Source organism: Sulfitobacter sp. S190, from assembly GCF_025141935.1.
In the GTDB taxonomy this organism is placed as follows: Bacteria; Pseudomonadota; Alphaproteobacteria; order Rhodobacterales; family Rhodobacteraceae; genus Sulfitobacter.
Window position 1 is genome coordinate 2,288,901 of record NZ_CP081120.1, and the last position, 14,936, is coordinate 2,303,836.

Annotated in this window: 11 protein-coding genes; 5 read left to right on the plus strand and 6 right to left on the minus strand. The window is 63.1% G+C overall.

The genetic code is table 11. The annotated features are described in order from the left end of the window. Positions 1-1,650: a protein translocase subunit SecD gene (secD, locus tag K3756_RS11505; protein WP_259987511.1), complete on the minus strand. Its 1,650-nt coding sequence runs from the start codon at positions 1,648-1,650 to the stop codon at positions 1-3. A gap of 46 nt (positions 1,651-1,696) precedes the next feature. Continuing rightward, positions 1,697-1,975, minus strand: coding sequence for a preprotein translocase subunit YajC (gene yajC, locus K3756_RS11510; RefSeq protein ID WP_259987513.1), 279 nt, complete (start codon positions 1,973-1,975; stop codon positions 1,697-1,699). A 216-nt stretch (positions 1,976-2,191) separates the two neighbouring features. Between yajC and serS the strand changes: the two genes are divergently transcribed. Further along, entirely contained in the window at positions 2,192-3,484 is a 1,293-nt protein-coding gene (gene serS, locus K3756_RS11515; RefSeq protein ID WP_259987515.1) for a serine--tRNA ligase, read from the plus strand. On the opposite strand, the gene K3756_RS11520 is transcribed toward serS, so the two are convergent. Further along, positions 3,481-4,629, minus strand: coding sequence for a DUF2235 domain-containing protein (locus tag K3756_RS11520; protein ID WP_259987517.1), 1,149 nt, complete (start codon positions 4,627-4,629; stop codon positions 3,481-3,483). The two genes, serS and K3756_RS11520, sit on opposite strands and share 4 nt — an antisense overlap. Positions 4,630-4,718: 89 nt before the next feature. Between K3756_RS11520 and K3756_RS11525 the strand changes: the two genes are divergently transcribed. Then, positions 4,719-5,423 (plus strand): tryptophan-rich sensory protein, encoded by a 705-nt coding sequence (locus tag K3756_RS11525; protein WP_259987518.1) that lies wholly within the window; start codon positions 4,719-4,721, stop codon positions 5,421-5,423. Here the strand turns inward: K3756_RS11525 and der are convergent. The 3 genes from der to K3756_RS11540 form a co-directional block, all read right to left on the minus strand. Then, complete coding sequence (der, locus tag K3756_RS11530; RefSeq protein ID WP_259987520.1) at positions 5,420-6,901, minus strand: ribosome biogenesis GTPase Der; 1,482 nt, start codon at positions 6,899-6,901, stop codon at positions 5,420-5,422. The two genes, K3756_RS11525 and der, sit on opposite strands and share 4 nt — an antisense overlap. A gap of 65 nt (positions 6,902-6,966) precedes the next feature. Continuing rightward, positions 6,967-8,325: a PQQ-like beta-propeller repeat protein gene (locus tag K3756_RS11535; protein WP_259987522.1), complete on the minus strand. Its 1,359-nt coding sequence runs from the start codon at positions 8,323-8,325 to the stop codon at positions 6,967-6,969. Positions 8,326-8,373: 48 nt separating this feature from the next. Then, complete coding sequence (locus tag K3756_RS11540; RefSeq protein ID WP_259987524.1) at positions 8,374-9,081, minus strand: hypothetical protein; 708 nt, start codon at positions 9,079-9,081, stop codon at positions 8,374-8,376. Positions 9,082-9,303: 222 nt separating this feature from the next. Between K3756_RS11540 and K3756_RS11545 the strand changes: the two genes are divergently transcribed. The 3 genes from K3756_RS11545 (at position 9,304) to K3756_RS11555 (ending at position 14,936) form a co-directional block, all read left to right on the plus strand. Next, on the plus strand, positions 9,304-10,554 hold the full coding sequence (locus tag K3756_RS11545; protein WP_259987526.1) for an efflux RND transporter periplasmic adaptor subunit: 1,251 nt from the start codon (positions 9,304-9,306) through the stop codon (positions 10,552-10,554). After that, positions 10,551-14,375 carry an efflux RND transporter permease subunit gene (locus K3756_RS11550; RefSeq protein WP_259987528.1) on the plus strand — a complete coding sequence of 1,275 codons (3,825 nt, stop codon included), beginning with the start codon at positions 10,551-10,553 and terminating at the stop codon, positions 14,373-14,375. Before K3756_RS11545 ends, K3756_RS11550 begins: the two co-directional genes overlap by 4 nt. A 150-nt stretch (positions 14,376-14,525) precedes the next feature. After that, a complete protein-coding gene (locus K3756_RS11555; RefSeq protein ID WP_409202441.1) occupies positions 14,526-14,936 on the plus strand; it encodes a DUF302 domain-containing protein in 411 nt (136 codons plus the stop codon).

Below are 14,936 nucleotides of genomic sequence, written 5' to 3' on the forward strand. Positions count from 1 at the left end.
TCAAAGCTCAATCGTTTTGGGACGGCGGCGTTCAAACCAGATCACGACCATCAGACGGGTGACAAAAATGGCGGTAAACACGGACGTCAGAATGCCCAGACCCAGCGTAATGGCAAAGCCACGCACCGGACCGGACCCCATGACGAACAGGATCACTGCTGTGATGAAGGTGGTGATGTTGGCATCCAGAATGGCGCTGAGTGCCTTTTCGTAGCCGAGCGAAATCGCCCGTGCGGGCCCCTTCGCAGAGCGCATCTCTTCGCGGATGCGTTCAAAGATAAGCACGTTGGCGTCCACCGCCATACCGACCGTCAGAACGATGCCCGCAATGCCCGGCAGCGTCAGGGTCGCCCCGATCAGGCTGAGCAGACCGAAAAGCAGCCCCACATTGATGATCAATGCGATATTGGCAAACAGGCCGAACAATCCGTAGCTGGCGAACATGAAAAACAGCACCGCCGTGAAGGCGACAATGGTCGCCACCTTGCCCGCGTCGATGCTGTCCTGTCCCAGTTCGGGGCCGATCGTACGTTCTTCGAGGAAATCTAGCTGTGCCGGCAGGGCACCCGCGCGCAGCAGCACCGCAAGGCGGGTCGATTCCTCGACCGAGAAGCGGCCAGTGATGATGCCCGATCCCCCGGGAATATGGCTCTGGATGGTGGGGGCGCTGACAACTTCGTCGTCCAGCACGATCGCGAAGGGGGAGCCGATGTTCTCGGCCGTGTAGTCGCCAAACTTGCGTGCGCCGGAACTGTTGAACCGGAAATTGACCGCCGGGCCGCCGTTCTGGTCAAAGCTGGGCTGCGCGTCGACAAGCTCCTCGCCAGTGACGACGGGGCTGTCTTCGATCACGTAGAACACGCCCTCCTCGTCAAGGGACGGGAGTGCGACGTTGCCGATGCCAGGATTTGCCGCGCCGTCTGTGGTGCGGCGCACGACCGGATTGAAGGTCAGCTGCGCGGTGGTGCCGATGATTTCCTTCAGCTCCGCTGCAGATCCGATGCCCGGCACCTGAATAAGGATGCGCTCCGAACCCTGCCGCTGGATTGTTGGCTCGCGGGTGCCAACCTCGTCGATGCGGCGCCGGATAATCTCCAGCGACTGCTGCATCGTACGCTCGTCGGTTGCGACTTTTTCGGCGTCCGACAGGGCAACGATAAGGATGTTGCCCTCTGCCGAGACGTCGATGTCGTTGGCGCCTGCGCCAGTCAGCGTCTGAACGGGTTGGGCCATCTCGCGCACGATGCGCAGGGCCTCTGGCATGGCGGCGGGGTCTTGCAAACGGACCCGCAGCTCGCCGCCTTCCAGCGATTGGCGCTGCACCGGCGTGAGCGACCGCAGCGCGTTGCGCACTTCGGGCCACATCGCCTGCATGCGGGCCGTATAGACATCCTCGACGCGGACCTCGGCCAGCAGATGCGCGCCGCCCCGCAGATCAAGACCGAGATTCACCAGACCGCTGGGCAACCATTCGGGCCACAGATCGCGCTGCGCCTCGAGCGCAGGCGTCGCGCCGGACAGTTCGATTTCCTTTACGGCGTCGTTGTGGCTCTCGACGGGGCCGTAAAAAAGGTTCGGCATCGCCAGCCACAGCCCGACCGCACAGGTCAGCCAAATGGCGATGCGTTTCCACAGGTCGATCTGAAGCATGGCGCCGCCTTCTTGTCGCTTGGTGTCGTAAGGGCGAACCCGGGGCCTAGTTGGCCGGTTCGGTCTTGTTGATGACGGTTGCGATGGTGTTCTGGATGACGCGGATTTTCACGCCGTCCGCGATTTCGACTTCGACTTCACCGTCGTCTTTCACTTTGACGACCTTGCCGACAACGCCGCCCTGGGTCACGACCTGATCGCCCCGGCGCAACGCCGCGACCATCGCCTGATGCTGCTTGAGCTTCTTTTGCTGGGGACGGATCAGCAGGAAATACATGATGCCGAAAATCAGAATCAGCGGAATAAATTGCTCAATGCCAGCCATGTGACGTGTCCTTTTGGATTAAACTTGGGGGGGCCGCCCCCGCCTGTCAGAGTTTGCGAGAACCTATGCCTGCGCCTGTTGGTTTGCAAGCCGCTCGGCGGGTGTTTGTGGGCCTTTTGCACAGGTTTTGCGGCGTTGTCTGGCAGGCTCTACCACCGCGCGGGAATATCCGCCATAAGGCGGCCAGTACGATTCACTTTAAGGAGGACATCTTCGATGCATGACATTCGTGCCATCCGTGAAAACCCGGACGCTTTTGACGCAGCCCTTGCGCGCCGTGGCGATGCGCCGATGTCCTCTTCGATCCTGTCACTCGACAGTGCGCGGCGCGCCAAGATCCAATCCGCCGAAGGGGCGCAGGCCGATCAGAACGCCGCCTCCAAGCAGGTCGGTGCGGCAAAGGCATCGGGCGACGAGGCCGAGTTTGAGCGGCTGCGGGCACTGGTCGGCGAGAAGAAGGCCGAAGTGGCCCGGATGAACGCCGAGGCCAAGGAGCTTGATGCCCAATTGACGGACATGCTGGCGCGCATCCCCAATCTGGCCGCTGACGATGTTCCGCAAGGCGCAGACGAATCCGATAATGTCGAAGTCAAACGCTGGGGCACGCAGCCTGCGTTCGATTTCGATCCGGTCGAGCACTTCGAGATTGGCGGCGTGGCCGCGAACATGGATTTCGAAACGGCGGCAAAGACGTCCGGTGCGCGGTTTGTCATGCTCAAAGGGGCCGTGGCGCGCATTCACCGTGCATTGGCGCAGTTCATGATCGACACGCATGTCGACGAAAACGGGCTAACAGAAATCAACAGCCCCGTTCTGGTTCGGGACGAGGCGATGTACGGCACCGACAAGCTGCCCAAGTTCGGCGAAGAGAGCTATCGCACCGAAGAGGGCATGTGGCTGGTGCCAACCTCCGAAGTCCCGCTGACGTATTCGGTTGCGGGCGAAACACTCGATGCTGCCGCTCTGCCGCTTCGGATGGCCGCCCATACGTTGTGTTTCCGCTCGGAAGCCGGCAGCGCGGGCCGCGACACCTCCGGCATGTTGCGCCAGCACCAGTTCGAAAAGGTCGAAATGGTGTCGGTTACCCTGCCTGACGCATCCGATGACGAACAAAAACGGATGCTGTCCTGCGCCGAGGGCATATTGGAAAAACTGGGCATTCCCTACCGCACCGTGATCCTGTGCACCGGCGACATGGGCTTTGGCGCGCGCCGGACCTTCGATATCGAGGCGTGGGTGCCGGGCCAGAACACCTACCGCGAGATCAGTTCGGTGTCGACAACCGGCGATTTCCAGGCCCGCCGCATGAACGCCCGTTACAAACCCGAGGGCGGGGGCAAGCCACAATTCGTCCATACGCTGAACGGATCGGGGCTGGCCGTGGGCCGCTGCCTGATCGCGGTTCTTGAAAACGGCCAACGTGCCGACGGGTCGGTTGTGTTGCCTGAAGTGCTCTCGGCCTATCTGGGCGGAAAATCCACCCTCGGCGCGGACGGAAAGCTGGTCTAGGCGTCGAACAGGTGCGGCATGAGATTTTGCAGCGACCGGGGGCGGTAATCGCGCCGCCCCTCCACGCGCGCCTTTGCGCTGGCGTGCAGATCGATGTCGTGGCCCGGCCCGTCGCGCCATTTCAGCAGATGCCCCGCCACCTGATACAGCCACGGCGGCTGTGACAGCGACAGGCTGTTAACCAGAGGATCGAGCGGCGCATCGAGCATGTTGCCTGCGCGCATTTCCAATCCCGCCTGCTGGGCGCCTTCCGCGATCCAAGCCAGCGATTCTCCGGCAAGTCCGCGTGCGGCATCCGATCCGCCGACAATGGCGTGGGTGCCCGTGAACCAGACCTGTTTGAACTTGCGATTTTCCGAACGATCACCGGCGTTGCGGCCCGGATCATCGCGACTGGCCTCCAAATTGTCCCAAAGGCTGGGCCGGTAAAACACACGCCGCTCATCAAGCGCCACGGCGTGACGCGCGGCACTGACAATCCGGCTCAGCTTGGTATCGTGAAAGCGGTACTTGCCATTCCACAGCCCCGCGATCGGTCCCAGAATGGGCGCGGGAATACCCAAAGCGCCGACCGTGTCCCAGATCCCCAGATAGCTGATTCGCACGATGCGGTGTTCGTCGGGATCATCGTCGATCGGATTGACCAACCGGTGGTTCACGTCGTCTTGCGACGTGGCATAGTGGGGAGACAGGGCGCGCCGCGCTTTGATGATCTGCAACGCATCGGGATGATTTTCGGGTCCCGCCAACCGGTACAGATCGAAAGCCGCATCGACGTTTTCCGGCGTCGGGGATTTCAGGATACCGCATTTGCGGATCATCCCGGCAAGTGACCGCGCGGTGTAAGCCCCACGTGAAAAACCGAAGATCATGATGTCATCGCCCGGACGGTACAGCAGACACAGCGAATGATACGCCTGCTTGATATTGTCGTTCAGCCCCCAGCCGAACGCCCCCCCGCCGATCCGGTCGGCCAGCCCGGCCAAAAAGCCCGCGTTGCGGGCCCGCGTGCCCACGCCCGTGATGTAAACCGTGCGCTGCTCGGCCGTGATGGCCGTGTGGTCGAAAAGACTGACGACATGGGTGGGCTGTGCGATGGTGGGGCTGTTCCAGGTGCCGTCGCAGAAAATAGCGATCCGTCCCATTGGCAAAATTCCCTGTAGCTTTAAGTGCATAATTGAATGGGCCCAGCATACCCGCATAGGTTCAGATTCGAAAATCAATAAGGTCCACCATGTCCCGCCCCCTGCTCGCCTTCGTGTGTTTCGCACTCGCCATCACTTTTGCAGCCTCCCCGGCTTTCGTGCCGGACTTCGGGGGATTTGATGCCGATCAGTTCCCCGTCCCCCAAGAAGACCCGGCGGTCCAGCCTGCCGGATACGCCTTCGGGATCTGGGGGCTGATCTATCTATGGCTGGTCGTCGGATTGGGGTTCGGCGTGTGGAAGCGACGTGACGACGCCGCGTGGCATGCCATGCGGGGCCCGCTCGCAGTTTCGCTGGCGGTCGGAACCGCGTGGCTGGCGGTGGCGGTGGCAAGCCCGGTCTGGGCCGCGTTGCTGATCTGGATCATGCTGATCTCAGCGCTTGTCGCGCTGTTCCGCTCCCCGGTGGATGATGGCTGGTTCGCGGCCTTGCCTGTGGGCCTGTACGCGGGCTGGCTGAGTGCCGCGTCCTGCGTATCGCTGGGATTGCTGGCGGCGGGTTATGGCTATGTCTCCGAAGGCACGGCGGCGCTCGGGGCCATATTCCTCGCTTTGGTGATCGCGTCGGCCGTACAGACGCAGCTGCGCCGCGCGCCCAGCTACGGCATCGCGGTCATCTGGGCGCTGATCGCCGTGGTCGTACAGAACATGGGCGGCAACAGCACCGTGGCCGCACTGGCCGCGGGGGGCGCGATCGCCTTGCTGGTTCCCACCTACAAGGCGTGGCGCGCCTAGTCCTTGCGCCGCCCGTCGGTGTGCTTGCGCAGCTTTGATGGCGCGGCCTTTTTGCGGCCCTTGTAGGGGTTTGCATCAGACTGGCCGCGCATCCACAGGCGGATGGGCGTTCCGGGCATGTCAAAATCGACGCGCAGCCCGTTGACCAGATACCTGCTGTAGCTTTCAGGAACCTTGTCGGGATGGCTGCACATCACCACGAAGCCCGGTGGACGGGTCTTGGCCTGTGTCATGTAGCGCAGCTTGATCCGCTTGCCCTGCGGTGCTGGGGGCGGATGGGCCTCCATCATGCCCGACATCCAGCGGTTCAGCTGGGCAGTGGTGACACGGCGGTTCCACACGTCATAGGCGCGCATGATCGCCTGGTGCAGCCGGTCGAGGCCCCTGCCCGTCTTTGCCGATACGGTGATCAGGGGCGCGCCGCGCAACTGTGGCAGCAACCGCTCGAAACTCTCCTTGAGCGCCTTGAGCTTGGCTTGGCGGTCTTCCTCGATGTCCCACTTGTTCACCGCGACCACAACGGCGCGGCCTTCGCGTTCGGCCAGATCAGCGATGCGCAAGTCCTGTTGCTCAAACGGGATTTCCGCATCCAGCAGCACCACGACGACCTCGGCGAATTTCACTGCCCGCAAGCCATCGGACACGCTCAGCTTTTCGAGCTTTTCCTGAACCTTGGCCTTCTTGCGCATGCCCGCCGTGTCGAAGATCCGCATCGGCACGGCATCCCCATCGGGGCCGACCCATTCTGTCGTGAGCGAAATCGCATCGCGGGTGATCCCAGCCTCGGGACCGGTCAGCAGGCGGTCTTCTTTCAGGATCTGATTGATCAGCGTCGACTTGCCCGCATTCGGACGCCCGACGACAGCCACCTGCAAAGGTTTGGCGCGCGTGGGCATGGGAACGGCATCGGGTTCCTGTTCCGCTTCATCCTCGGTCAGGTCCACATCCGTTTCGGGTGCGTCGTTGCGGGCCTTTTCGGCAAAGCCATCGGCCAGTGGCATCAACTGCGTATAGAGATCGTTGAGCCCCTCGCCATGCTCGGCCGACAGACGGATCGGTTCGCCCAGACCCAGCGAATAGGCCTCGATCACGCCACCGTCGGCAGCGGCGCCCTCTGCTTTGTTCGCGGCGAGGATGACATGTGCGGATCTCTTGCGCAGGATTTCGGCAAAGACGAGATCGGAAGGCGTGATGCCGACCCGCGCGTCCACCATGAACAGGCAGATGTCGGCCATATCCACGGCGCGCTCCGTCAACCGGCGCATCCGGCCCTGAAGGCTGTCGTCGGTGACTTCCTCCAGACCGGCGGTATCAATCACGGTAAACCGCAGGTCCGCCAGTCGCGCGGCGCCTTCGCGCAGGTCGCGCGTCACGCCGGGCTGGTCGTCAACCAGCGCCAGACGTTTGCCCACAAGGCGATTGAACAGCGTGGATTTGCCCACATTTGGGCGCCCCACGATGGCGAGGGTGAAGGACATGTCGAAGGCTCCGATGCGTATCAGACCCGCGCCATAGCGTATCTGATGCGCTTAGGAAACCCCGCTTAGCGGTAGGCCAGCAGTTGCCCTTTGGACGACACCACGTAAAGCGTGCCACCTGCAACGACCGGCGCCGTTGTCGCGCCGCCCGCGATTTCAACGGTGCCGAGCGCGGCGCCGTTGGTCGGATCGAAGCTGCGCAGCAGGCCATCCCCCGACGCGACGTACACCCGAGCGCCAGCGATGATCGGCCCGTTGTGCGGTACGATGCGGCTTTGGCGTCTGGGCTTGCGCTTGACGTAGTTCGGCAATTCGACACCCCAGATGCGCGATCCGTCTGTGGCGTCCAGCCGGACCAGTTCATTCAGATCCGTCACCGCAAAAACGCTGTCGCCCGCGGGCCAGACGGGGCCCACCGCACCCTCGCGTGCGGTCCAGCGGCGGGCACCGCTGGCAAGCCCGAGTGCCACGATACGGCCCGACTGGTTGCCAACGTACACCGTATCGCCAGAGATCACGGGCGCGGACGTCACATCGGAGATGGACGACAATGCACGGCCGGGCCGTTTGCCCAGAACCGACGCATCCCAACGGTTGAGCCCGCCTTGCCGGAACACGCCCTGCACTTCGCCGGAGCCAAAGGCGAAAACAGCCAGATCGCCGCTGATCGCGGGGGCCGGCGCACCAAGCACATTGCTTGCGTCATCGGAGGCGTTGATTTGCCAGCGCACGCGCCCGTCGCTGCGGTTGACGGCCCAGCCGGTGTCGTCGCCCGATGTCACATAGACGAGATCCCCCGCGACCGTCGGCGCGCCAGAGGCCGTCGCGTCAAGTTGCTGGGTCCAGCGGACCACACCGTTCGCGGCATCGACCGCGGCCAGAACGCCGTAGCCCAAAGAGGCATAGACCGTACCATCGGCGACCACGACACCACCGCCTGTCGCTTCGCCTTCTTTATCGCGGGCCGGGCGCAGATCGGTGGACCACAGGGTCGCGCCGGACGTCGACGTGGCCGTCAGCAAAGCCTCCGCATCCAGCGTGAAGACACGGCCGTCAGACACAACCGGATCGGCGGTAATGCGTTGCTTGCGGCTGTCGCCCTGCCCGATGTTTGCGGACCAGACCAACTGGGGCGTCGCGCGCAGGGCGGGATGGGCGACACGGGTGCCGGGGCTGCCGACGGTCTGGGTCCAGTTTGCGTTTGTGCTGGCGGCGGGCAAGGCGATGGGCCTGCTCTGGTTGCCGGTGCTTTCGGGCGCTGTTTGCGTCGCAACATCGGGATTTTGCAGCACGGCGCGGACATCTTCGCGCGCACCTTGCAGGATCGGATCAGGTTCGACACAGGCCCCCAGAAGGGCGGCACAGGCCACGCAGGGCAAACCGATCCGGTGCCATTTGCTGGAAAGGGTCGGAAACACTGTCATCGCCTGCTCACTTCAGTCTTATGCGCCACTCATGCCCGTTTGATCGGGTTAGCCGTCTGTCTCGTCGGTTGGGGCGCCTGCGCCCTGTGGGTCTGCCATCCGGTCAAAGTCCGGCTCGCCGCCCAGCGCCACAATCACCTGCAACGCACGTTGTTGCAAGTCCGGTGTGACCTCGGCGCTCGTTAGAACGTCCTGATAGGTTGCGATGGCCGCTTCGGCGTTGCCCTCTTCGATCTCGATCAGCGCAATCTGTTCCCGCGCCAACAGGCCCAGCGCACCGCCAGCACCCGCAAGCCCGTCAAATCCCGCGCGCCGATCCGCCGCGGGCAGCGTATCTGTCTGCAATGTCAATGCTTTGAACTGCGCTACCTGCCGGTAGATCAAAGGCACATCGCCACTTCCGGCCACGGCCTGCAGGTTGGCTATCGCCTCTGCGCGGGCATCTGCCGAGATCTGCTCGGACGCTGTCAACAGTTTGAGGACCGCCGCGGCCTGCGCGTTTTCGCTCGATATGTCGGCCAGCGCGTCTGCACGCTCCGTCGCCTCGGAACTGTCGAGCGCCACCAGCATCGCGTCGCCCAGCGCTTCGGCTTCGGCGCGCGTCGAGGCTTTGCGGTATTCGTTATAGGCAGCGCCCCCCACCAGCAGCAGCACGGCGGCGACTGCGATGGGCGCATAGCGGCGCATCTTGGCGAAAAGCTGGTCGCGCCGCAGCTCGTCCGTGACTTCGTCGATAAAACTGTCGGTGTCGCTCATGCGGTACTGCCCCCCGGGGTGTCTTTCGCCCCTATTAGCGCGGCCCGACGGCCAAGCCAAGACCCCCGGATGCCGAAGCCGGAGGCATCGGGCTGCCGAAAGTCACAAAACCGCAAGTCTGAACTGGTCAGTTTAGTTGTAAACTACTACATACTTCCCCAACGACACCCCACGCGCCCGACGGACGAGTCGCCAGCGGACGCCGACACGACGAGGACCATCATGCGTGTATTTCCAATTCTGGCCGCAGCCCTTTTTGCGGGGGGCTTGTATCTGGCGATCTTCGAACGCGCGGCTCTTGTCGGTTTTTTTGCCGCAGACGAACCGCCGCAGGATGCACAGGCCGTAGCCACGATCGAGACCGGGGATGCCGGTGCCGACGCGCAGGCACCTGTGGGCCGGGTGAAGGTCGTCGTCCAACGCAGCCGTGCGCAGCAGATCGACAGTGCCGTTGTCCTGCGCGGCCAGACCGCCGCCGCACGGCAGGTCGACGTGCGCGCCGAAACATCCGCGATCGTCATCTCCGAACCCCTGCGAAAAGGGGCGCAGGTTTCGCGCGGCCAAGAGCTTTGCGTGCTCGACAAGGGCACACGGGGCGCCGCGCTGGAAGAGGCGCGCGCCCGTCTGGCCGAAGCAGAATCCCGCGTACCCGAATCCGAGGCGCGTGTGATGGAGGCGCGTGCGCTGCTCGAAGAGGCACGGATCAACCAGAACGCATCATCCAAATTGAGCGAGGGCGGTTTTGCATCAACAACCCGTGTGGCAGGAGCCGATGCCGCCGTTGCCGCGGCGCAGGCCGGCGTCAGTTCTGCGCAATCCGGTTTGCGGGCGGCCCGTTCGGGCATCGAGGCCGCGCGCGCGGCGGTCGCCTCCGCCGAGAGCGAGATTGACCGGCTGACCATCGCCGCCCCTTTTGACGGCCTTCTGGAGAGTGATACCGCCGAGCTTGGCAGCCTGCTACAGCCCGGTGCGCTATGCGCCACCATCCTGCAGCTCGACCCGATCAAGCTGGTGGGTTTCGTGCCCGAGACCGAAGTCAACCGCGTCCGCGTCGGGGCCATGGCCGCCGCGCGGCTGGCAGCGGGCGGCGATACCGTGCAGGGCGAGGTCACCTTCTTGTCACGCTCCGCCGATCCGGCGACACGGACATTCCTGACCGAGATCGAGGTGCCCAACGACGATCTGAACATCCGCGACGGCCAGACCGCCGAAATCCTGATCGCTTCGGAAGGGGCCAATGCGCATCTGATCCCGTCCTCGTCGCTGACCCTGAATGATGACGGCACGCTGGGCGTGCGCACGGTGAATGATGAGGCCGTTGTGCGATTTGTGCCCGTCACACTGGTGCGCGATGCGCCTGACGGGGTGTGGGTCACCGGTTTGCCGCAAATTGCGGATGTGATTGTCGTGGGTCAGGAATACGTCATTGACGGTGTGACCGTCGACGCCACATCGCGCGAGGTCACCCAATGAGCGGTATCGTCGATTGGGCAGCGGGCCGTGCCCGCATGGTGCTGGCCTTCATCCTGCTGAGCCTCGTCGTGGGGGGCTACGCCTATTCCACGCTGCCCAAAGAGGGCGAGCCGGACATCGAAATCCCCGCGCTTTTCGTTTCCGTCCCCTTCCCCGGCATTTCCGCCGCCGATGCCGAGACGCTTCTGCTCAAACCGATGGAAAACGAGCTGTCCGATCTTGACGGTTTGAAGAAAATGACCGGCACCGCAGCGGAAAACTATGCCGGTCTGGCGCTGGAATTCGAATTCGGCTGGGACAAGTCCGCGATCATTGCGGATGTGCGCGATGCGATGGGGACGGCCGAGGCCGATTTTCCCGAAGGGGCCGAAACCTACACGATCAACGAGATCAACTTCTCCGAATTTCCGATCATCATCGTCAACCTGACCGGACCGGTGCCCGAGCGCACGATGGCGCGCTTTGCCAAGGCGCTTCAGGATGATCTCGAAGCGATGGATGCGGTATTGGAGGCGGGGATTGCCGGCAACCGCGACGAGATGCTCGAAGTGCTGATCGATCCGCTCAAGCTGGAAGCCTATGATGTGACGGCAAGCGAGCTGATCCAGACCGTCCAGAACAACAACCAGTTGATCGCTGCGGGCGAGGTCGAAAGCGCGAACGGTACATTCGCGGTCAAGATCCCCTCGAGCTTTGACGAGCCGCGCGATGTCTACGATCTGCCGGTCAAGACAAACGGCGACCGGGTCGTGACACTGGGCGATCTGGCGCAAATCAATCTGACGTTCGAGGACCGCACCGGAACCGCACGGTTCAATGGCGAAAGCACGGTCGCCTTGCAGGTGGTCAAGCGCAAGGGGTTCAACCTGATCCAGACCTCCGCCGCGGTCAAGGAACTGGTGGCCGAGAAAAGCGCCGACTGGCCCGACGGGTTGAAAGCCGCGGTCGAAGTCGGCACGTCAAACGACCAGAGCCGCGTCGTCGACAGCATGGTCCAGCAGTTGCTCGGTTCGGTCTTTACCGCCGTGGCGCTCGTAATGATTGTGGTGCTGGCGGCGCTCGGCATCCGCGCGGCACTGCTTGTCGGATTTGCGATCCCGACATCATTCCTTTTGTGTTTCGCCTTTCTGGCGGTCATGGGGATTTCGATCTCGAATATCGTGATGTTCGGTCTGATCCTCGCCGTGGGGATGCTTGTCGACGGGGCGATCGTGGTGGTCGAATACGCCGATGCCCGCCAACAGCAGGGCGAAGGCCCCATGCGGGCCTATGTCGAGGCCGCAAAGCGGATGTTCTGGCCGATCATTTCGTCCACGGCGACCACGCTTTGTGCGTTTCTGCCGATGCTGTTCTGGCCCGGTGTGCCGGGCGAGTTCATGGGCATGTTGCCCGTGACGCTGATCTTTGTCCTGTCGGCATCGTTGGTGGTGGCCTTGGTCTATCTGCCCGTTCTGGGCGGGGTAACCGGGCGGCTGGAGCAATGGATGGCCGCCAATCTGCTGCGGATTGCAGAGCTGCGCTGGTACCTGCACGCGGCCCTTTTCTTCGGTGTGTTCCTCATGCTGCTGCCGGCGATGGTGCTGCTGGCGCCGCAGGGGCCGGGAGCGCCCGGTCTGCTGTTCGGCTGGATGGGGTCGCTGCTGGGCCAGATGGACGGTCTGAACCTGCCGGGCTCCGTGATCCCGACGCTTGCCTCCGTCTTTGCGCTGGTGGTTGTGGCGGCCGCGGTTCTGTTGATCGCGCTGGGGGGCTTCATTCTCGGGCTCATCGCGCTTTTTGCAATCGTGACCCGCATGGGGCGCGGCGGGCGCTGGTTGACATCAAAGCTGTTCCGCAAGGAACCGGACCGCATTCAGGCAGGCTACAAACGGTCTTTCTTTGGCCGTGTGATCGAAGGGATCACCGGCAATCCGGTCATGCCTCTCGTCATGTGCGGTGTGGTCTTCGTCTTTGTGGGATCGGTGCTGATCTACTTCTCTAACAACAGCAAGGGCGTGGAATTCTTTGTCGAATCCGAACCTGAACAGGCCATCGTCTATGTGCTGGCGCGGGGCAACCTGTCGCTGGAAGAAAAGGACGATCTGCTGCGACAGGCCGAAGAGGTCGTCGTGGCGCATCCCGGCATCGCCACCGCGTTTGCCTTTGCGGGTGAAGGCGGGCTGGACAGCAACACAGGCGGCAGCGCGGCCCCGAAGGATCTGATCGGTCAGGTGCAGTTCGAGACCATTCCCTGGGCGGACCGCGCGCTCAACCCCGAGCTTGACGGTGACATCATTATCGCCGAACTCACCGAACAGCTGGAAAACATCCCCGGTATCGGCATTGAAGTGCTGTCACTGGACCGCGGGCCGGCATCGGGCAAACCGGTGCATCTGCGGATGACCGGCAACAGCCTTGACGAATTGATAACGGCGACCGGCATTGCCCGTGCGCATTTCGATACAGTGCCGGGTCTGACGCTGATCGAGGATACACGCCCCCTGCCCGGCATCGACTGGCAGATCGACGTCGATGTGGAAAAAGCGGGCCGTTACGGCGCCGACGTGCTGAGTGTCGGGGCGATGGTACAGCTGGTCACCCGCGGGCTGTTGCTGGACACCATGCGCGTCGATACTTCTGACGAGGAGATCGAGATCCGCGTGCGCCTGCCCGAAAGCGACCGGGTCCTGTCCACGCTCGATACACTCAAGGTGCGCACCCCTGACGGGTTGATCCCGCTCTCCAACTTCATCACACGCACCCCTGTCCCCAAGCTCGCCGAGATCAACCGCATTGACCAAAAGCGCTATATGGACGTGAAGGCGGACGTTACGGTCGGCCTGATGAAGGCGGTCAGCGGCACCGGTGAGGACGAGGTCACGCTGGCCACCCTGCGCCCTGCGGGCCTCGATGCCGATTTCACCGATCTGGAAGCCACCCGCTACAAGATCACCGACCGCACGGACGCGGCCGGCGATACCGATCTGCAGGATGCCTACGATGACCAGTCGATCAGGCTCGTGCCGATCAACGCGAACGAACGGATTGCCGAGATCAGCAAATGGCTCGAGACCGATCCGCTGGCGGATGGTATTGCGACCGAATGGACAGGCGATCAGGAAGACCAGGCTGAATCGGGTGCCTTCCTGCAATCCGCCTTCACCGCAGCGCTGGGTCTGATGTTCATCATCCTGCTGGCGCAATTCAATTCCTTCTACAACGCTGTGCTGGTGTTGCTTGCGGTGGTGCTGTCGACCACGGGTGTCCTGATCGGGATGCTGGTGATGGACCAGACCTTCAGCATCATCATGACCGGAACAGGGATTGTGGCGCTGGCGGGGATCGTGGTGAACAACAACATCATCCTGATCGACACCTATCAGGAATACGAACGCTATATGCCACGGATCGAGGCGATCATCCGCACTGCACAGGCGCGGATCCGGCCAGTTCTGCTGACGACAATCACCACGATGGCGGGGCTCGCGCCCATGATGTTCGGGCTGTCGCTCAATTTTGCCGAGGGCGGCTATACCATCGACAGCCCCACGGCGCTGTGGTGGAAGCAGCTGGCGACGGCGGTGGTTTTCGGGCTCGGCATTGCCACGGTTCTGACGCTGATGGTTACGCCGTCCCTGCTCGCGATCCGGGTCTGGGCCACGACCTATGCCCGCTGGATCGCGCAGCTTCTGGCCAAGATGTCGATGGGCCGCGCCAGCCGTGCGGCACGTGACTGGGCGCTGCAACGCGATGCGCGCCGCACGGCCGAGGATGACCTGATCTGGAGCGACGAGGCCTTGTCGAACATGCGCCCGCAAAAACAGCTCAATCCGGCAGAATAACGCCGCTCACCTCAATGTGACCTGATCGCGCCCTCGCCCCACCCGGCGGGGGCGCTATGCTTTGTGGGTATCGCAATTACCTCAAGGAGCCATCCCATGCGCGCCCGCCTTTCCCATATCGCCCTAGCTGCCACGATCGGAGTTGTCACAATGGCCCAATCCGCATTCGCAGAAATGGTCGAGAAGACCAGCCCTCATTCGGTCGACGTGACGATAGACCGGCTCGCCGCCGCCGTGGAAGGTGCCGGGGCGACCGTGTTTGCACGGGTCGATCACGCGGCCGGTGCCGCCAAGGTCGATATGGAGCTGCGCCCGACGCAACTGCTGATCTTTGGCAACCCCAAGCTGGGTACACCCGCGATGCTCGACGGCCAGACGGCGGGGCTTGACCTGCCGCTGCGCGTTCTGGCCTACGCAGATGCGGAAGGTGTCGTGCACGTGGCGTATCACGATCCGGCGACACTGGCGCAGACCCACGGGTTGCCTGCGGATGCCAAGTATATCGCCATGATGACCGGTGCGCTGGACAAACTCACCAGCAAGGCCGTCGCCGAAGAGTGA